This window comes from Rhizobium leguminosarum (assembly GCF_004123835.1).
Taxonomy (GTDB): domain Bacteria; phylum Pseudomonadota; class Alphaproteobacteria; order Rhizobiales; family Rhizobiaceae; genus Rhizobium; species Rhizobium leguminosarum_M.
This window is the reverse complement of the sequence record NZ_MZMU01000003.1, coordinates 785,258-804,218: the sequence shown is the minus strand read 5'-3', so window position 1 is coordinate 804,218 and position 18,961 is coordinate 785,258. Positions and strand designations below refer to the sequence as shown.

General features: G+C 62.6%; 18 protein-coding genes and 1 pseudogene. 11 read left to right on the top strand and 8 right to left on the bottom strand.

Annotated features, from left to right (window positions below; all coding sequences use genetic code 11):
* Nucleotides 1–139 precede the first annotated feature (139 nt).
* The gene (locus B5P46_RS07615) at nucleotides 140–790 is read left to right on the top strand and encodes a GntR family transcriptional regulator (protein WP_129418148.1); all 651 of its coding nucleotides are present in this window, start codon (nucleotides 140–142) and stop codon (nucleotides 788–790) included.
* 93 nt (nucleotides 791–883) lie between these two features.
* On the opposite strand, the gene B5P46_RS07610 is transcribed toward B5P46_RS07615, so the two are convergent.
* The 3 genes from B5P46_RS07610 to B5P46_RS07600 form a co-directional block, all read right to left on the bottom strand.
* On the bottom strand, nucleotides 884–1,066 hold the full coding sequence (locus B5P46_RS07610; protein WP_129418147.1) for a hypothetical protein: 183 nt from the start codon (nucleotides 1,064–1,066) through the stop codon (nucleotides 884–886).
* Nucleotides 1,067–1,197: 131 nt separating this feature from the next.
* Nucleotides 1,198–1,635 carry a hypothetical protein gene (locus B5P46_RS34830; RefSeq protein WP_245456113.1) on the bottom strand — a complete coding sequence of 146 codons (438 nt, stop codon included), beginning with the start codon at nucleotides 1,633–1,635 and terminating at the stop codon, nucleotides 1,198–1,200.
* Between the two features lie 201 nt (nucleotides 1,636–1,836).
* Nucleotides 1,837–2,238, bottom strand: coding sequence for an acyl-CoA thioesterase (locus B5P46_RS07600; RefSeq protein WP_129418146.1), 402 nt, complete (start codon nucleotides 2,236–2,238; stop codon nucleotides 1,837–1,839).
* Nucleotides 2,239–2,517: 279 nt separating this feature from the next.
* On the opposite strand from B5P46_RS07600, the gene B5P46_RS07595 reads away from it, so the two are divergent.
* From B5P46_RS07595 to B5P46_RS35505, 6 genes and pseudogenes are all read left to right on the top strand, one after another.
* Nucleotides 2,518–3,453, top strand: coding sequence for a histone deacetylase family protein (locus B5P46_RS07595; protein ID WP_017959231.1), 936 nt, complete (start codon nucleotides 2,518–2,520; stop codon nucleotides 3,451–3,453).
* Between the two features lie 2 nt (nucleotides 3,454–3,455).
* Nucleotides 3,456–3,707, top strand: a complete 252-nt coding sequence (locus B5P46_RS07590; protein WP_003545921.1) for an exodeoxyribonuclease VII small subunit — start codon at nucleotides 3,456–3,458, stop codon at nucleotides 3,705–3,707.
* An 88-nt stretch (nucleotides 3,708–3,795) separates the two neighbouring features.
* Nucleotides 3,796–4,563: an SDR family NAD(P)-dependent oxidoreductase gene (locus tag B5P46_RS07585; protein ID WP_129418145.1), complete on the top strand. Its 768-nt coding sequence runs from the start codon at nucleotides 3,796–3,798 to the stop codon at nucleotides 4,561–4,563.
* A gap of 139 nt (nucleotides 4,564–4,702) precedes the next feature.
* A complete protein-coding gene (locus tag B5P46_RS07580) occupies nucleotides 4,703–5,626 on the top strand; it encodes a pirin family protein (RefSeq protein ID WP_129418144.1) in 924 nt (307 codons plus the stop codon).
* Nucleotides 5,627–5,859: 233 nt separating this feature from the next.
* Nucleotides 5,860–7,776, top strand: a complete 1,917-nt coding sequence (dxs, locus tag B5P46_RS07570; protein WP_129418142.1) for a 1-deoxy-D-xylulose-5-phosphate synthase — start codon at nucleotides 5,860–5,862, stop codon at nucleotides 7,774–7,776.
* 25 nt (nucleotides 7,777–7,801) lie between these two features.
* Nucleotides 7,802–7,921, top strand: a pseudogene (locus B5P46_RS35505) (endonuclease domain-containing protein); the annotation flags it as partial.
* Between the two features lie 81 nt (nucleotides 7,922–8,002).
* Here the strand turns inward: B5P46_RS35505 and B5P46_RS07565 are convergent.
* Both B5P46_RS07565 and B5P46_RS07560 read right to left on the bottom strand, forming a co-directional pair.
* The gene (locus B5P46_RS07565; RefSeq protein WP_129418141.1) at nucleotides 8,003–9,937 is read right to left on the bottom strand and encodes a methyl-accepting chemotaxis protein; all 1,935 of its coding nucleotides are present in this window, start codon (nucleotides 9,935–9,937) and stop codon (nucleotides 8,003–8,005) included.
* A gap of 219 nt (nucleotides 9,938–10,156) precedes the next feature.
* Nucleotides 10,157–11,167 (bottom strand): DUF4424 domain-containing protein, encoded by a 1,011-nt coding sequence (locus B5P46_RS07560; RefSeq protein ID WP_129418140.1) that lies wholly within the window; start codon nucleotides 11,165–11,167, stop codon nucleotides 10,157–10,159.
* A 93-nt stretch (nucleotides 11,168–11,260) separates the two neighbouring features.
* Between B5P46_RS07560 and B5P46_RS07555 the strand changes: the two genes are divergently transcribed.
* From B5P46_RS07555 to B5P46_RS07545, 3 genes are read left to right on the top strand one after another with little or no spacing between them, the layout of a single operon-like run.
* Nucleotides 11,261–12,046, top strand: a complete 786-nt coding sequence (locus B5P46_RS07555) for a TlyA family RNA methyltransferase (RefSeq protein WP_432431466.1) — start codon at nucleotides 11,261–11,263, stop codon at nucleotides 12,044–12,046.
* Nucleotides 12,043–13,293: a class I SAM-dependent RNA methyltransferase gene (locus B5P46_RS07550; RefSeq protein ID WP_129418138.1), complete on the top strand. Its 1,251-nt coding sequence runs from the start codon at nucleotides 12,043–12,045 to the stop codon at nucleotides 13,291–13,293. The genes B5P46_RS07555 and B5P46_RS07550 overlap by 4 nt, the downstream gene beginning before the upstream one ends.
* A gap of 2 nt (nucleotides 13,294–13,295) precedes the next feature.
* Entirely contained in the window at nucleotides 13,296–14,306 is a 1,011-nt protein-coding gene (locus B5P46_RS07545) for an MBL fold metallo-hydrolase (RefSeq protein WP_129418137.1), read from the top strand.
* A gap of 80 nt (nucleotides 14,307–14,386) precedes the next feature.
* On the opposite strand, the gene B5P46_RS07540 is transcribed toward B5P46_RS07545, so the two are convergent.
* Both B5P46_RS07540 and B5P46_RS07535 read right to left on the bottom strand, forming a co-directional pair.
* Nucleotides 14,387–15,142 (bottom strand): crotonase/enoyl-CoA hydratase family protein, encoded by a 756-nt coding sequence (locus B5P46_RS07540; protein WP_129418136.1) that lies wholly within the window; start codon nucleotides 15,140–15,142, stop codon nucleotides 14,387–14,389.
* Nucleotides 15,143–15,151: 9 nt separating this feature from the next.
* Nucleotides 15,152–16,930 carry an acyl-CoA dehydrogenase gene (locus B5P46_RS07535; protein ID WP_129418135.1) on the bottom strand — a complete coding sequence of 593 codons (1,779 nt, stop codon included), beginning with the start codon at nucleotides 16,928–16,930 and terminating at the stop codon, nucleotides 15,152–15,154.
* Nucleotides 16,931–17,139: 209 nt separating this feature from the next.
* Here B5P46_RS07535 and B5P46_RS07530 point away from each other — a divergent pair, with 209 nt between their 5' ends.
* Nucleotides 17,140–18,135 (top strand): transporter, encoded by a 996-nt coding sequence (locus tag B5P46_RS07530; RefSeq protein ID WP_129418134.1) that lies wholly within the window; start codon nucleotides 17,140–17,142, stop codon nucleotides 18,133–18,135.
* A 251-nt stretch (nucleotides 18,136–18,386) separates the two neighbouring features.
* Here B5P46_RS07530 and B5P46_RS07525 read toward each other — a convergent pair whose 3' ends face one another.
* On the bottom strand, nucleotides 18,387–18,890 hold the full coding sequence (locus tag B5P46_RS07525; RefSeq protein ID WP_129418133.1) for a BA14K family protein: 504 nt from the start codon (nucleotides 18,888–18,890) through the stop codon (nucleotides 18,387–18,389).
* Nucleotides 18,891–18,961 lie beyond the last annotated feature (71 nt).

Genomic DNA, 18,961 nt, shown 5'->3' with positions numbered 1-18,961 from the left:
GTTGGGTGCACGGACTACTTTTGACGGCTGCTTCCCATCGTCGGGTTTCACCGGTAGTATGTAGAATGCCACTCTTCGTACACGAGGTCAACAATCGTGTATACAAGAATTGCGTTTATGTATGAAGGAAGTGAGACGAATGTCCGAGAATGTCGGCCGATGGCTTCGGGATGAGATTGAAAATTCAATTCTTTCCAACGAGTTCTCCCCCGGTGAGCGGCTCGACGAAACAGTGCTTGCGACGCGTTTCGGGGTCTCCCGCACACCGGTGCGCGAAGCGCTGATGCAGCTCGATGCGATCGGCCTCATCGAAATTCGGCCGCGCAGAGGCGCCATCGTCATCGATCCGGGGCCGCACCGCGTCTATGAAATGTTCGAGGTGATGGCCGAGCTGGAGGGACTGGCCGGGTCGCTCGCAGCACGACGGCTGGACGAGGCCTCGCGGGAAGCGGTCACGGCCACACACAGCCGCTGCGAGCAATCGGCCGCGGCCGGTGACAGCGACGCCTATTATTACGACAATGAGGAATTCCATAAGGCCATCTACGCAGCCGGCCGAAGCGAATTCCTGGAGGAGCAATGTCTGCAATTGCACCGCCGCCTGCGACCTTATCGCCGCCTCCAGCTGCGCGTGCGCAACCGCCTGTCGACCTCCTTCTCAGAACATTGCGCCATCGTCGACGCGATCTTTGCCGGAGACGGCGATGAAGCCCGCCGCCTGCTGCGGGGGCATGTTGGCGTTCAGGGCGAGAGGTTCAGCGATCTGGTCGCGAGCATGGCGGCCAGGTGACTTGACAGCGTGAGTAGTCTCAGGCGGCAGGAAACCCGAGGCGCATCGCCGGAAACCCACGACACCCCTGCATAAACCGTTAGCAGCGGGTTCTTAGTCTTGTGGTTCATCTCCGCGACGCGGAGATACGAGAGGCTTTTGCTTGTCGGGCCACACTGAACGAAGCGCTTTCCAGAAATCCCGCAGCGCCAGAAGAAGCGCGCCGTTGTATTTTCCGTACATGAACATCACAACGTCATCGGTGTCCCACTGCCCTTTCTCTCGCTCGTCTTTCACCGAAAACTCCACAATTCTGGTCGCAGGGCAATCAGGATGTCGTATGACGTGCATCATTTTACGTTGATGCAAGCAGCATCACGCCCTGAATTTAGACTTGCCTGATTGCATAACACCCGACCCGAAGCAGGTTAGGTTTGTTGTGCAATGGCTTGGGGGACTATCTCAAATTCGGGCGTGGCTGGTGTCACAACATCCATGCACGTCCAGGCAGTTACGAAGCGGAAGTGTGAAGTCGGGCCGTATATACCAACTGCCATCTTCCAGATTTCAGACTGCGACTTATTGAAGGCAGCTCCCTCCACTTGATATGCGAAGTGGTCGCGAACCAAGCCTTCGTCGGCACAGTGCTCGTGTTCCGTGCTCAGCGGCATTTCATCAATCAATCGGACGATACAGGGACCATCAAATGAGACCCTCAGCAAGAGTTCGGGGTCATCGATAAAAAAGTCTGCTTCGACGCGTTTGCCGGTCTTCCAGCGGAAGGAATGGAGGTCGCTGGCGCTAGCCCGAATGGCGACCCCGATGTTTAGTGGAATATATTTGCTCACCGGGCCATTCTTTGCCATTTAACTTGCATCGCGGAAGACTTATCCCAGGAAAATGCTGCAAACTTCATATGAAAAGCACAGGGCTATCGGAGCTAATATGCGGACATGTCGGCAGGAACCAATCAACACAATGGCCACCTTCCGACATGGACCGAACACCTAGCCTTTTGTTCTCACGTAATTCCCAGGAAACTGCTTTGCACTTTTCCTGGCATTGCCCTAATTCAAAAACCGATAAAGCCAATCGCGCGTCTCCTCGGGCAACGCGGCCGGGGACTGGTCTTCGGGGGCGTGGGCCTGCCAGATGATTTCCACTTCGGCGGCGCGCTCCTCGCCCGTCTCGATCGAAATGAGGAAGCCGATGGAGCGCACGCCGATCTTGTCGACGGTGGCGGTGAAGGTTGCCGGCTCGTCATAGTGCAGCGGACGGTGCAGCATGCAGGAAACCTTGCTGGGGCTATAGACGGGTTCGTCATCGACATCGGGCCGTGACGACCAAAAGCCTGCCAGGACGGATTCGGCATACGAAATATAGGAGGCCAGAAACATCTGGCCGTTCATATCGACATCGCGAAACGGCACGCGTATTTCCGCCACATCCGGGCGTTTCGACTGACTCATCTGCCCTACTCAGTTCCCCATGGTAACACTACTGCATAATTGCTTATACCGGAACCGGCTTAAGGATAAAATTACGCAATAGTTCAAAGTGTTACAGTATCCTCCGCGCGCATGAAAAGATGCGGCGCCGCTGCACTGGACCGGCTCGACGGAAACGGCGCAAAGGAGACAGCGGGAAAGGCGAACGGTCGGAAGGCGCGGCAAGAGCGCTTGTTGAAATCGTCAGGCGATGCCCCATCTGCTGTGGCACATGACATAAGCGACCGATAGAGTGTCTTCATGAGCACCCGTCTTTATGAACACCCGATCTTCCTGGAACATGTGACCCCCGCCGGCCATCCGGAGCGATCGGACAGGATCCGCGCCATCAATGTCGCGCTGGAACATCCGAATTTCGAGCGGCTGGAGCGCCGGCAGGCGCCGCAGGCCAACGAGGATGCAGTGCTGCTTGCCCATCCCGAAGAACATCTGACCGCCGTGATGCGGGAGATTCCCGAGGAAGAGGGGGAGATCAACCAGATCGAAGCCGATACCTATGCCAGCAGCAAGAGCCTGCAGGCGGCGCTGACCGGCATCGGCGGGGCGATGGCGGCGGTGGACGATGTCTTTACCGGTCGGGCCGACAATGTCTTCGTCGCCGCCCGCCCGCCGGGGCACCATGCCGAGAAGATGACGGCGATGGGCTTCTGCTTCTTCAACAATGCGGCGATCGCCGCCCGGCATGCGCAGAAGACGCATGGCGCCGAGCGCATCGCCATCGTCGACTGGGACGTGCACCACGGCAACGGCACGCAGGATATCTTCTGGGACGATCCTTCGGTGCTGTTCTGCTCGACGCATCAGATGCCGCTCTATCCCGGCACCGGGGCCAAGGATGAAAAGGGCAAGCACAACACCATCGTCAATGCGCCGCTGTCGCCGAATGTCGGCAGCGACCATTTCCGCGAGGCGTTCAAATCGCGCGTCCTGCCCGCCCTTGACGATTTCCGCCCGGATCTCATCATCATCTCCGCCGGCTTCGACGCGCATCACCGCGATCCGCTGGCGCAGATCAATCTGACCGGCGAGGATTTCGACTGGGCGACCGGGCGCGTGCTGGAACTCGCGGACCGGCACGCGAAGAACCGGGTCGTCAGCCTGCTCGAAGGCGGTTATGATCTCGAGGGACTCGCCGAATCGGCGGGCATGCATATTCTGAGAATGATGAAGGGTTGAGAATGACTGACAGCGCCAAGCCGGAGGTGTCCGGCCTTTCCTTCGAAAAGGCGGTTGCCGAACTCGAAAGTATCGTCGCCCGGCTGGAACGCGGCGATGTGGCGCTGGATGAATCGATCGAGATCTATGAGCGCGGCGAAGCGCTGAAGAAACATTGCGAGACCCTGCTTTCGGCCGCCGAGAACCGCATCGAGAAGATCCGGCTCGACCGCGCCGGCAAGCCGCAGGGCGTCGAGCCGCTCGACGGCGCCTGAGGCGCAGAAAACTCCCTTTCGAAGGCGCTTGGCTATCGGCTTCAGACCGATCTATGATCCCCATCCAAAACGATGAGGGGACAAGGAAATGTCGGACAGATTGAAGGGCAAGGTCGCCATTATCTCGGGCGGCGCGACCGGCATGGGCGGTGCCGCCTCGAGGCTTTTTGCGGCGGAAGGCGCGCGTGTTGCGATCATCGACCGCAATGGCGATGCAGCCGCCGAGACCGTGATGCAGATCCGTGATGCCGGCGGCGAGGCCGATTGCTGGACGGCCGATGTCTCGGACGAAGCCGCCGTCAAGGCCGCCGTCGCTGGTGTCGAGGCACGTTACGGCGCAGTGACCGTGCTCTTCAATCATGCCGGCACGATCGTCATCAAACCTTTTCTCGAAACGACCGTTAAGGAATGGGACTGGCTGCATGCCGTCAACGTGCGCTCGATGTTCCTGATGACCAAGGCGGTGCTGCCGAAGATGATTGCGAGCGGCGGCGGATCGATCGTCTGCACCTCGTCGATCTCGGCGGTCGCCGCCACGCCGATGGAAGTGCTTTACGACACGACCAAGGGGGCCGTGCATATGTTTGCCCGCGCCATCGCGGTGGAATTCCGGGACCGCAATATCCGCTGCAACGCCGTCTGCCCCGGCTTCATCCGCACGCCGCACGGCCTGCGCGAGGTGGCCGACCTGCAGGCGCTCGGCGTCGACGTTTCGGATGCCGCCATTGCCGCCCAGCAGGGGCGGATCGGCGAGCCCGAAGATGTGGCGCGGGCCGCGCTTTATCTCGCCAGCGACGAGTCAAGCTTCGTCAACGGCGCCCATCTCTTCGTCGATAATGGTTTTACCGCAATCTGAGCCCCGCCGCGTGTCCGATTGGACGCGCGGCGCGCTTTCAGGTGTTGGAGCGTCCCTTTGCGCGTCCGATTGGACGCGCGGCGCTCCAGGCGCTATCTGTGGGCGATGACGCTCGGCACTGTAGCGATCGGAGATCCCAATGTCCTTCTTTCCCGGTAAAGACCCCCTGCCCGGCGATGCCTTCGCCTGCGATGCGATCGAGAACCTGATCATCCCGCGCACCAGCGATATCGGCGGTTTCCAGGTGCGCCGCGCACTGCCCAGCCGGCAGCGGCGGCTGGTCGGGCCGTTCATCTTCTTCGACCGCATGGGGCCGGCGATCCTGAAGCCGGACGAGGCGCTCGACGTCAAGCCGCATCCGCATATCGGATTGTCGACGGTCACCTATCTGTTCGACGGCGAGATCCGCCATCGCGACAGCCTCGGCACCGAAAAGGTCATCCGTCCCGGCGATATCAACCTGATGACGGCCGGCCGCGGCATCGTCCATTCCGAGCGCACGCCCGACAATCTGCGAGGCCATCCGCTGCTGATGTCGGGGCTGCAGACCTGGCTGGCGCTGCCCGACGACAAGGAGGAGATCGATCCCGCCTTCGCCCATACGGAAAAATCCGCCATGCCGCTGATCGAGACGGCAGGCGTGCGCGGGCGTGTGGTCATCGGCTCGTTCGAAGGCATGACATCGCCGGTCGGTGTTTTCTCCGACACGCTCTATGTCGATCTCGACCTGCAGCCGGGCGCCAAATTTCCCTTCGGCGCGGGCCACGAGGAGCGCGCCGTCTATGTGCTCTCGGGCGAGGTCGTCATATCAGGCGACCGTTTTGCCGCCGACCAGCTGCTGGTCTTCCGGCCGGGCGATGCGATCACGCTGGAAGCCGGCCGCGATGGCTGCCACCTGATGCTCTTCGGGGGTGCGGCGCTCAATTCGAAACGTTATATCTGGTGGAATTTCGTATCCTCCTCAAAGGAGCGGATCGAAAAGGCCAAGGAGGAATGGCGCAGCGGCCGCTTCGATATCGTGCCCGGCGACGAAGAGGAATTCGTGCCTTTGCCGGAGGGCTGAACAGCCCCGATCCGGATCGAGATCGAAGAAATAGAGCAGGATATCTTCCGAAAACCGCTCACACTTTCCGGCGTCATGCTTTAATAGTGGGAGCATGATGTTGCCCGAAAACCGCTCACACTTTTCGGCATCATGCTCTAAGGTGAAAACCTTCGGTTCCTGAAATGCACTTGTTTTGCCGCAATCTAATCGAATAAAGCGGAGCAAGGAAAAGCAAGAAAGAGCGCCCGCCCGTGACACAACTGCCGAAGACCCCCCTGCTCGACCAGGTCATCTATCCCGCCGACCTGCGCAAGCTCGAGGATCGCGACCTGCCGCAGCTTGCCCGCGAAGTCCGGGACGAAATGATCGATGCGGTGTCGCGCACCGGCGGCCATCTCGGCGCCGGTCTCGGCGTCGTCGAATTGACGATCGCCATCCACAGCGTCTTCGACACACCGAGCGACCGGCTGATCTTCGATGTCGGCCATCAATGTTATCCGCACAAGATCCTCACCGGCCGCCGCGACCGCATCCGGACGCTGCGCCAGGAAGACGGGCTGTCCGGCTTCACCCGCCGGGCCGAAAGCGAATATGATCCGTTCGGCGCGGCGCACTCCTCGACCTCGATCTCGGCCGGCCTCGGCATGGCGATTGCCGCCGACCTCGACAAATCAGACCGCCGCGTCATCGCCGTCATCGGCGACGGGGCGATGTCGGCCGGCATGGCCTATGAAGCGCTGAACAATGCCGGTGCGCTCGATGCGCGCCTCATCGTCATCCTCAATGACAACGACATGTCGATCGCGCCGCCGACAGGGGCGATGAGCGCCTATCTCGCCCGCCTCGCCTCGGGGCGCACCTATATGGGCTTCCGCGATCTCGGCAAGAAGCTGACGGCCTATCTCGGCAAGAATATCGACCGGGCGATCACCCGCGCCGTCGAGCATGCGCGCGGCTACGTCACCGGCGGCACGATGTTCGAGGAGATGGGCTTCTATCATATCGGGCCGATCGACGGGCATTCCTTCGACCACCTGCTGCCCGTGTTGCGCAACGTGCGCGACAATGGGCGCGGACCGGTGCTGATCCATGTCGTCACCCAGAAGGGCAAGGGCTATCCGCCGGCGGAAGCCGCAGCCGACAAATATCACGGCGTCAACAAGTTCGACGTCATCACCGGCGCCCAGGCCAGGGTCAAGCCGAATGCGCCGAGCTATACCAGCGTCTTTGCTGAAGCGCTGGTGCAGGAAGCCGCCCTCGACGACAAGATCGTCGGCATCACCGCCGCCATGCCGAATGGTACCGGCCTCGACAAGCTCGCCGAGGCCTATCCGTCGCGCTGTTTCGATGTCGGCATCGCCGAACAGCATGCCGTGACCTTTGCCGCCGGCCTGGCGGCGGAAGGCTACAAGCCGTTCGCAGCCCTCTATTCCACCTTCCTGCAGCGCGCCTACGACCAGGTCGTGCATGACGTGGCGATCCAGGGACTGCCGGTGCGTTTTCCGATCGACCGTGCCGGTTTCGTCGGCGCCGACGGGCCGACCCATGCCGGCTCCTTCGATACCGCCTTCCTCACCACCCTGCCCGGCTTCGTGGTGATGGCGGCGGCCGACGAGGCCGAACTCAAGCATATGGTGCGCACGGCTGTCGCCTATGATGGCGGGCCGATCTCGTTCCGCTATCCGCGCGGCGAAGGTGTTGGCGTCGACATGCCGGCGCGCGGCGAAATCCTGCAGATCGGCAAGGGCCGCATCGTCAAGGAGGGCACCAAGGTGGCGCTGCTCTCCTTCGGCACACGGCTTGCCGATTGTCTGCTGGCCGCCGAGGATCTCGACGCCGCGGGGCTTTCGACGACGGTCGCCGATGCGCGTTTCGCCAAGCCGCTCGACCATGATCTGATCCGCCAGCTTGCCCGCCACCACGAGATGGTGATCACCGTCGAGGAAGGCTCGATCGGCGGTTTCGGCAGCCATGTGATGCACTTCCTCGCCACCGAAGGCCTGCTCGACAACGGCCTGAAGCTGCGCTCGCTTGTGATGCCCGACATCTGGATGGAGCAGGCCAAGCCCGAAGCCATGAACGCCCATGCGGGGCTCGACCGCGCCGGCATCGTCTCGACGGTGTTCAGGGCGCTGGGGCGCGGTGTTGCGGTTGGCGTTGCGGGATAGGTTATGATGAGAGGGGTGATGCCGTGTGGCCCCCTCATCCGCCTGCCGGCACCTTCTCCCCGAGGGGAGAAGAAATTCGCGGCGACGTCTCGGTTCCCTCTTCTCCCCTCGGGGAGAAGGTGCCCGTAGGGCGGATGAGGGGGCTGCCCGGCAGGTCCTCTCAACAAAAAAGGCGGCGCATCACTGCACCGCCCTCTTCATTTACGGTCCCTAAGAAGGGCGCCTCTCAGAACTCCGTCCAGTCTTCCTTCACGGCCGCAGCGCTCGCCTGTCTTCCGCCGAAGGCCTTGGCGACGGTGCGGGTCAAAGCGTGGGCCGGGGAGGCGACCGGGCGGGCGTTGGTGCCGGCAACGCTTGCGCGCGGCGCCGGGGTCACCTGGCCGAGCTTGAACTGGCGCAGCAACTCTTCGAGGGCGTTTGCCTCCTGGGCGAGCGCATGGCTTGCCGCAGTCTGCTCCTCGACCATGGCGGCGTTCTGCTGCGTGCCCTGGTCCATGTTGTTGACGGCTGTGTTGATCTCCTGCAGGCCGATCGACTGTTCGCGCGTGGCGGTGACGATGGCGCTGACGTGGTGGTTGATCTCCTGCACCTCGGAGACGATGACCTCCAGCGCCTTGCCGGTTTCGCCGACCAAGCCGACGCCGGCGACGACTTGTTCGCCCGAGGTGGTGATCAGCGCCTTGATCTCCTTGGCCGCCTTCGCCGAGCGCTGGGCGAGCTCGCGCACTTCCTGGGCGACGACCGCAAAACCCTTGCCGGCATCGCCGGCGCGGGCCGCTTCGACGCCTGCATTCAAGGCCAAAAGATTGGTCTGGAAGGCGATGTCGTCGATGACGCCGATGATGTTGGAGATTTCGCCCGAGGACTTCTCGATCTGCTGCATGGCAGAGACGGCCTTGCGGACGACTTCGCCTGATTTCTCGGCGCCGAGGCGGGCGCGCTCGACGAGATTGCCGACATCCTCAGCGCGCTTGGCGCTGTCGCGGACGGTCGTCGTCACTTCCTCGAGCGCTGCGGCGGTCTGTTCGACGGCAGCAGCCTGCTGCTCGGTGCGGTGGGCAAGATCGTCGGCGGCCGAGCGGATTTCGCCGGCGCCGGCATTGATCGCCGAGGCATTGCGGCCGACCGATTGCAGCGCCGCCTGCAGCTTTTCGACGGCATGGTTGAAGTCGTTGCGCAGGCTGTCATATTGCGGGGCGAACGGCGTCTGGATACGACCAGCCATATCGCCATTGGCAAGCTCGGCAAGGCCGCCCGCCAGAGCATCGATGGCATGGCGGATCTCGCCTTCCTCGCGCGCCTTCTGCTCATCAGCTGCCCGGCGCTGGCGCTCGGCGTCGTCGCGCATGCGGTCGGTCTCGCCGGCAAGGCGCAGCTTCTCGATCGCCGCCTGCTTGAAGACCAGGACGGACTGAGCCATGCGGCCGATTTCGTCGCCGCGCTCGACAGCCGGAACCTCGATATCGTTCTGACCGCCAGCGAGGCGGTCCATGGCGCTCGTCATGCCGACGACCGGGCGGACGATGATGCGCGACATCAGCCAGGCAAGCATGGCGGCGGCAAGCGAGGCGACGATGCCGCCGGCAAGCAGCGTCATCTTCAGATCGCTGTTGGCATCGGCGCGGATCGCGGCAAGCGCATTCGACTTTTCACGCGCGGTGGCCTTGATCTTGGCGGAGGCCTGGCGGAAGCCGTCGAGCTGGCCCTTGGTGGCGTTGACGCCGATCTTGACGACCTCTTCGATCGGCATGTCGGTTTCCTTGCGCGCCTTGGTCTGCGGCTCGGCAAGTTCATGGAAATAGAGATCGGCAGCCTTCTGCATGCCGTCGATCATCTCGACCAGCTGCGGCTCGCCGGCCGCCGTCTGCTTGGCGGCAGCAATCGCCTTCAGCATGCGCTCGCGATTGGCGAAGACATCGCCATAGGTGCTGTCGCTGCGGAAGAGGATGAAGCCGCGCAGGTTAACGGCCTGCTCGAGCATCGCCTGCAGCGCATCGTCGATCTGGTTGACGAGCAGCTCGGACTTTTCCTGCTCGGCAGACGCTGCCGCGGACGCCGTCGCCTTGGAATAAACGAAGGCGGAAACGGCGACGAAAATGAGAATGAGGGCTGCGAACGTGGCCGCAAGCTTACCGTTCAAGGATATGTTTTTGGCGGACATCGGTGATTTCTCCTGACGACAGTCGACGCGGCGAGAGGCAGGTCGCGCGAGACGCAACCGCCGGGATGTTTGACACTGAGAACATGATCGGCGTGCAAACGCTTGCGCCGTCATGGCGCCGAGCGGCTTGGATGAACCGCTACAATCACGCCGAACCTATCCGGGCAGGCTTTAAATTTGTTTAAATTTGTGCAGCGCAACAGCGGCCAAGCCCGAGGATTATTGTGCCGTTTCTGGAGGATTGAGGATCAGGATGTCAAAATCTTTTGTGGGATCGAAATCCTCGGCCGTCATCCGGAAGGTCGTCGGGCCGATCTTCTGAACGTTGCTGCCGCAGAAGCTGATGAGGCTGCCGGGCTTGCCCTTGTCGATCGTCAGCTGGAAGCGCTTGATCGGCCCCGCCCAGTTGGCGCCGGTCGACAGCACATAGGAGATCCAGCTTTCGGTATAGTTGGCGCCGCCGGCCTCGGCTTCCCGCGCACGCTGCTGGGCAACCCTGACGAAATCTCCGTCGAGGCAGTATTTGCGGGAATATTCCTCGAAGCGTTCACCCTTCGGCTCGCCACCTTCGAGAAAACTGATGGCGACGGTGCCGCCGACGGCCGGCTTGTAACGGTGCGCGACGCTGACCTTCTTCTTTGCCGGAAAGGTGGTGCGCCACCAATAGGTCGAGCGCAGCGTCCAGAGCGGCACGAGATCGACCTTGGCATCGCCGGCGCCCATGGGATAAACGAGGCCGCGGGCGATCCAGTCCTTGCGGACGGTTTCGGGAAGTTTGGCGAGGGCCTCGGTCGTCTTCTGGCTATAGGGCAGGACGGGAATGCCCTGCTTGGCGAACTCGTCGGTCACGTCGATGCCGAGCGAGATGACGCGCTGCTGCAGCTTGGCGGTGATCGGACTGCCGTCCTGCAGGGTGGAGAAATGCAGGAAATTATCGCTGTCATAATCGGAGATGGCGGAATTGTTGTCGACCTGACCTGATAAGTCAGGCATCGGAAAGGCGACCAGGCTTTCGACATCCTTGTCGGAGCTGTTCTCGAAGACGTAGTCGACACGCACTTCCGAAGCGGAGATGAAGAGATCCTCTTCCGCCATGCTGACATCGTCGGATTGGGCAAAGACCAACCCGCCGGTCTTGATCTCGGCCAGAGTATCGTTCGCGAGCGCGGGCGATACGATCCCCGCCGCGACAAGTCCCACCGAGACAGGTAGAGTGAAGAGCTTCAGCATAGAGCACCCCCGTGTCTGCGGCACGCCCCGCGATCGCCGCGGTGGGATTATCGCCGAAAGCTTTTGAGGGTCAATGACGGTCTTGGGAACAAAATGCTTGCAACCGGCGGCTTTGCCGGTCATGCACAGCCGATGTCAGATCAAAACACCCAACGTCTCGACCAGCTTCTCGTCTCCCTCGGCCTCTTTGCCAGCCGCTCGCGCGCCCGCGACGCCGTGCAGCGCGGCACTGTCAGGATCGGCGGCCAGGTGGTCACGAAGGCCGGCGCGCTGTTTAGCGCAGACGCGGCAATCGAGATCGACGATCCGGCGCAGGACTACGTTTCGCGCGCCGCGCTGAAGCTTGCCGCAGCGCTTGACCATTTCCGGCTCGATCCCGCCGGCCATCACTGTCTCGATGTCGGTGCTTCCACCGGCGGCTTCACCGAGGTGCTGCTGCAGCGCGGTGCCGCGCATGTCACCGCGATCGATGTCGGCCATGGGCAGATGCATCCGCGCATATCAGGCGATCCGCGGGTGACGAACAGGGAGGGCCTCAACGCCCGCAACCTGACGGCAGACGATATCGGCCATCCCGCGACCTTCATCGTTTCCGACGTCTCCTTCATCACGCTGAAGCTGGCGCTCGCGCCGGCTCTTGAGATCGCCGAACCCGGCGCTGCCGCCGTGCTGCTGGTCAAGCCGCAGTTCGAGGCCGGGCGCGAGGCGATCGGCAAGGGCGGGTTGCTGAAGGATCCCTCGTCCGCTCCCGCCGTCGCTGCGGAACTGGAGCGCTGGTTCGTCGAGGACATGGGCTGGAAAAGCCTCGGCCTCATCCCCTCCCCGATTTCCGGCGGCGACGGCAATCAGGAATTCCTTCTGGCAGGATTGAAACCGTGAGCACCGAAACCGTCACGATCGAGAAGCTCGGCGCCCAGGGCGACGGCATCGCCAGCAGCGCCGGCGGACCTGTCTATGTGCCCTTTTCCCTGCCCGGCGAAACTGTAGCGATTGCCCGCGTCAAGAGCCAGGGCACGATCATGTCGATCACGACGCCCTCGCCCGATCGGCAGGAGCCGCCCTGCCGGCATTTCGGCCCGGATGGTGTCAACGGCACCTGTGGTGGCTGCACACTGCAGCATATGGCAGACGCGCCCTACCGCGCCTTCAAGCGCCAGCTGGTCATCGACGCGCTGAAATCCAAGGGGCTGACATCAGAGGTCGGCGAGATCGTTCCGGCCCGGCCGGGCGAACGGCGGCGTGTGGTGTTTGCGGCGCGCAAGACCGAGAAGGACATGCTTGTTGGATTCAACCAGGCCGAAAGCCACCATATCGTCGCCATCGAGGAATGTCCGATCTCGTCGGCAGGGATCATCGCCCGGCTGCCGGCGATCAGGGCGATTGCGGCTTCGCTGGCGACCAGTGCCGAACCCTTCCGCGTCGCGGTGCTCGAAACGCTTTCCGGCCTCGACATCTCCGTCGACGACGTCAAGAAACTCTCTGATCCACAGCGGCGCAAGGCGATCGAGACCGCGCTCAGCCTGCGCGGCATCGCCCGTGTTTCGCTGAACGGCGAAATCCTGGTCGAGCCGTCGAAGCCGATGGTCGAATTCGGCGGCGTCCAGGTTTCACCGCCGCCGGGCGGCTTCACCCAGGCAACCAAGCCGGCGGAAGAGGCGATGGCGGAGCTGGTCACGGCCCATGCCGGCAAGGCGAAGCGGATCGCCGATCTCTTTGCCGGCTCTGGCACGTTTTCGCTACGGCTGGCGCGGATCGGCCGCGTGCACGCCGTCGAAGCCGAGGCAAAGGCGCTCGCCGCACTCGACCATGCCGCCCGCAACACGCAAGGGCTGAAGCCGGTCACCGTCGAAAAACGCGATCTCTTCCGCCGTCCCCTGATGACGCAGGAGTTCAAGCCCTATGATGCCGTCGTCTTCGATCCGCCGCGCGCCGGTGCCGAGTTCCAGTGCCAGGAGCTTGCCCGCTCAGGCGTGAAGAAGATCGTGGCCGTCAGCTGCAATCCGCTGACGCTGGCGCGCGACCTGGCGATCCTCGTCGAGGGCGGCTACCGGATCACGCAAGTGACGCCGATCGACCAGTTCCTCTGGACCTCGCATGTCGAGGTGGTGGCGACGCTGGAGAAATAGGCGTGCCTGTCGGAAAGACCAAAAGACGCAACCCCTACTATAACGGCCCAGTGTCCGATCACTTCGACGGCACGCATTTCTTCAATCCCGAAGGTATCGAGCCCCTTGGTTTCCGCGATCTGCTGCGCTGGCAATTCGGCGGTGGCCGTGAGCGTTGGCCGAGGTCGGTCCCAAGTCCGTACGCGGCGGCCAAGCCGGATCCATACGTCGACGGCGAGGGTCTAAGGGTGACCATGGTCGGCCATGCGACAATGCTCGTGCAGGTCGCTGGGCTCAATATCCTCACTGACCCGGTGTGGTCAGAGCGCGTGAGCCCCTTCGCTTTTGCCGGACCCAAGCGCGTCGTCCAACCGGGCATCGCGTTCGATGATTTGCCGCCAATTGATCTCGTGCTGGTGTCGCACAATCATTATGATCATCTCGATATCGCAACGCTCAGGCGGTTGGGTGCGAAGCATCGGCCGCGTGTCGTGACGCCACTTGGCAATGACACGATCATTCGCCGTGCCGTGCCCGATATACAGACGACATCGATGGACTGGGGCGAGCGCATTTCGCACGCTGGAATAAGCATCGATGCGGAGCCCGCACACCATTGGTCCGCCCGCGGAACCGCCGATCGCCGGATGGCACTCTGGGCGTCGTTCGTTTTGTCGACTCCAGCCGGGAAAATTTATCACGTCGGAGATACGGGCTTTCACCACGGCATCAATTACAAAGCGGCACAGCAGAAGCATGGCGACTTTCGTTTGGCCATTTTACCCTTCGGCGCATATGAGCCGCGATGGTTCATGAAAGGGCAGCACCAGAATCCGCAGGAAGCGGTGATCGGGATGAAGTTGGCAAATGCGGCCTATGTGGCCGGGCATCACTTCGCCACGTTCCAACTGACAAATGAGGCGGTCGACGCGCCGGCAAAAGCGTTGCAAGACGCAATGAACGAGCATGATATTCCCCCGGAACGGTTCCGGCCGCTCAGGGCCGGCGAGGTATTCAATGTGCCGGCGGTCTAATCGGTATCCGTTTGCTCCCGGACTGGTGCTGGTGTCGGCCTGCTTGCCATAGATACTTCGGAAACGACCGAGATCGCCGCTCAGCGACGCATGAAGGCTTCGAAGGCCGCCCGCGCCTCGGCACTTTTCAGCCGCGCGGAGAAATAGCGGGCCTCCTCGTCGATGCGGGCGATGATCTCGCCACGATCGCCGCGAATGAGATCGCGGGCGATGCGCAGCGCCTCCGGCGGCTTGGCGGCGAGCTTTGCGGCGAGGCCAAGCGTCATGGCATCGACCTCGCCTGACTCAACGACCTTCCAGACCAGGCCGGCTTCCTTCGCTTCCTCGGCTGAGAATGCTTCGCCGGCGGCCAGCAGGGCGAAGGCGCGCTGATGCCCCATCAGGCGCGGCGCGACGAGGCTGGAACCGGCCTCCGGCACCAGCGCCAGATCGACGAAGGGTGTGCGGAACTGGCTGCGGCTGGATGCGATGGTCAGGTCGCAATGGAGATGGATCGTCGTGCCGATGCCGATCGCAAGGCCGTCGACGCCCGAGACGACGGGTTTTTCGGCATTCACCAGCGCATAGAGGAAGTCGAGGATTTCCTGCTCCAGGCCGCGGCCGCCCATCGCGGCAGCAAGAAAATCGTTCATGTCGTTGCCGGCCGAAAAGCAGCCTTCGGTGCCGAGCAAAGCGGTGGCGCGGATGCCAGGATTTGTGTTGGCCGCATTCAGCGCATCGGCCATGGTGCGGTACATGGCGCGGGTGATGGCGTTTTTCTTCTCCGGCCGATTGAAGCGGATAGACTGGACGCCGGGATGGGCGGAAGGCTGCTCGACGATGATGTGATCGGTCATAAGGTCTCCTCAGGCAAGCAGGATGCGGGCGGCGGCAAGGCTTGCTGCGCCATTGACGACCCGGTCGCGAAGGGCTGCGGTTTCGGCCAGCAGGTTTTCGGCGGCGAAGCGGCAGAGCGCGATGCGGTTTTCACCTGCCCCATCGGCTCCCTCGGCGAGAGCGCCCTTGGCAAGATAACAGCCGGTGAGCACGAGGCCGAACAGGCGCTGATAGGGCGTGGCACCCGAGAGCGCCTCGGCGGTCCTGTTCTCGGCAAGCGTCTTTATCAGCCAGGCGGTTGCCTGCTCGAGATCGGCGATCGCAACGTCGAGCCTCACAGCGGTCTCGCCGAAACCATCGAGATTGGAGCGGCGGACGCCGTCGGCGATCTGCTTAAGCTCGGTGATGAAGCCCTTCACCTGATCGCCGCCGGAAAGCGGCAGTTTGCGGGTGACGAGGTCGATCGCCTGGATGCCATTGGTGCCCTCGTAAATCGGGGCGATGCGGGCATCGCGGAGATAACGCGCCGCGCCCGTCTCCTCGATGAAGCCCATGCCGCCATGCACCTGGATGCCGAGCGAGGCGACGTCGACGCCGGCATCGGTCGAAAAGGATTTGGCAATCGGCGTCAGCAAGGCGGCGCGCTCCTGCCAGTGGCGGTTGGTGTCACCTGCCCGGTGCGACATGTCGATCGCATGGGCGCAGGCATAGGAAATGGCGCGTGCCCCTTGCGTCAGCGCCTTCATGGTGAGGAGCATGCGGGCGACATCGGGATGTTCGACGATCGGGCTCATGCCGGCGCCGCTTGCGCCCGGCGCCCTGCCCTGGGTGCGTTCCTTGGCATAGGCGAGCGCCTTCTGGGTGGCCGCCTCCGCGATCGCCACGCCCTGCATGCCGACGGCAAGGCGGGCATTGTTCATCATCGTGAACATGCAGGCGAGCCCCTTGTTCTCCTCGCCGACCAGCCAGCCCACAGCGCCCTTTTCACCGCCGAATTTTCCGTCGCCGTAGATCATCGTGCAGGTCGGCGAACCATGGATGCCGAGCTTGTGCTCCAGCGAATGGCAGAACAGATCGTTGCGGGGCCCAAGCGAGCCGTCGTCGTTCACCAGGAATTTCGGCACCAGGAAGAGTGAGATGCCGCGTGTACCGGCCGGCGCATCCGGCAGGCGGGCCAGCACCAGATGGATGATATTGTCGGCCGCGTCATGTTCGCCCCAGGTGATGAAGATCTTCTGGCCGAAGAGGCGGTAGCTGCCGTCGTCGCGGCGCTCGGCGCGGGCTTTCAGCACCCCGAGATCGGAGCCGGCATGCGGCTCGGTCAGGTTCATCGTGCCGGTCCATTCGCCGGAGACCATCTTTTCCAGATATTTGTCTTTCAACGCAGCGCTGCCATGGGCGCTGACCGCCTCGATGGCGCCCATCGTCAGGGTCGGGGCGAGCGCAAAGGCCATGGAACCGGAATTCCACATTTCGAGTGCTGCGACATTCAGCATATGCGGCATGGCCTGGCCGCCGAAAGCCTCGGGAGCCGTCAGGCCGTTCCAGCCGCCGGCAATCCAATGGCGATAGAGATCGCGCCAGCCATCCGGCAGCCTGACCTCGCCATCGATCAGGCGGGCGCCCTGGCGATCGCCGATTTCGGCAAGCGGCGCCACTTCCTCTGTGGCAAAACGTCCCGCCTCGGCGAGAATGGCGTCGACCAGATCCTCGCCGAGATCGCCGAGAAGGCCTGTTGAAATCGCCTCGCCCATGCCCGCGACATGCTTCAACGTGAACGCGATTTCCTCGACGGGCGCCTTGTACATGGTTTTTCCTCCGCAGACCGGCCTCGCGCGCGGCAAAGCCCCTCCGAGGCAAGGGCTAATTGATTTTTACGTAAACGTCAATTTCGATTTCTTTGGTGGTCGTGCGATAGTTTGGCCGAGATGTCGCTTTGCACTTGCACCGTTGCATAAATAGACGTCATGGAGACACTTTAAGGAATGATATCGCCTTCGCAAAGGATCGGCGACCAATGGATACATTGCCCGTCAACATACCCGGTTTCGTCTGGGCCTATCGCTTCTCGCCCGACGAAAAGACTGCGGTGCGGCTGAACAACAGTGCGACGGTGGCGGAACTGACCGCCGACAACTGTTTCTACTGGCTGCACCTCAACCTTGTCGACGCCCGCGTGCCGGCCTTGCTCGATACGCTGGAGGGGCTGACGGAGGACGCGAAATCGGCGCTGACGACGCGGGATACGCATGCGGCCATCACCGTCGACGAACAGATGCTCTATGGCACGCTCGTCGATTGCCAGCGCGATTTCGCCCAGGATACCAACAATCTCGGCTGGCTGCATTTCGCCATGTCCGACCGCTTCATCATCACCACAAGACTGCAGCCGCTGCGCAGCCTCGAACGGGCGCGGGCGCTGATCGATAAGAATCCTGGCAAATTCTCGCGGCCGGTCGATCTCTTCGAACTGCTGGTGATCGAATTCCAGCGCACGCTGATTGCGATCGTCATCGAGCTCACCGAAGAACTGAACCAGATCGAGGACATCGTCTACGACAGCGCGCAGCGCGATGAACGCCGGCGCCTGGCGCCGGTGCGGCGCACCGTGGTCAGGCTGCATCGGCATCTGCGCACCGTGCTGGCGCTGATGCGCCGGGCGGCGGCGGCCGACGACGACGAGATGCCCTTCGGCTTCGACGATGTGGCGCGGCGGCTGACGAGCCGGCTGGAAACGGTCGACCACGATATCTATGCGCTGCAGGACCGGGCACGCCTGCTGCACGAAGAAATCGATTCGAAGCAATCCTCCGAAACCAACCGCCACCTCTATCTGCTGTCGATCATGACGGCCTTCCTGCTACCGCCGACCTTGGTGACCGGTTTCTTCGGCATGAACACCGCAAACCTACCCTTCGCCGTCGGCGACTACGGCACCGAATACGCCGTCGTCCTCATCGTCGCCTCCGTCGCGCTTGCCTGGTGGTTGCTGAGGCGGGTGGATATTCTTTGAGGTGAAGGTTCGTCGTCACTGTCGGGGAGGCGCATTCCCCACACGTCGCGGTACTTGCTCCAGAAGCTCACCCCACCCTCCGTCATCCTCAGGCCCGACCCGAGGATCCATGCCCGCGGCTGATGGAGGGTGGGGTTACGTTCCGGCCGAACTCGCCGCCGACGCAACGAATGGAATGGCGTTGCGCCTATGGCATCACGCTGCGTTGACACTTAGCGATCGGAGGCGCGTCGCGCCTCCTATGCCCAGCCTCAATACGGCGAATAGCACTGCTGGCGCGGGCCGTTATAGGGTTGGAACGTGTTGTCGTAGGCGCGATAGGACCTGTAGCGGTTGGCGCACCAGGCGACGTGGCTCGAACCCATGCGGGGCGCAGGCGCAACGTAACGCGGCTGCGCGACAATGGCGCCGCCGATGACCGCGCCGGCGCCGAAGGCGGCGAGCGGATACCAGTAGCCGTTATAACGGCGGTATCCCGGGCGGTGATAGGAATATCCGCGATAGCCGCCGTACCAGCCGGGCCGATAGGCCGGGCGATAAGCGGGGCGGTATCCAGGACGATAATAGGCGCCGGGGCGATAGCCGGGCCGGTAACCGGGGCGATAGTAGCGGCGGTCCTGAACGTTCTCGACGGCAGAGGATTTTTCCACCTGCGGGGCGGTGGGCATCTGGATTGCCTGCGACGGCGCAAAGCCCGTCAGCACCACGGCGGCAGCCAGAACTGCGGTCGCAATTTTGTTTCTCAGCCCGATCATTGCTTCAACTCCCATTCAACAGCGATCACCGCCTGCCCAGCAACACTTTCGCGCCCGAATGGTTCCAAAAG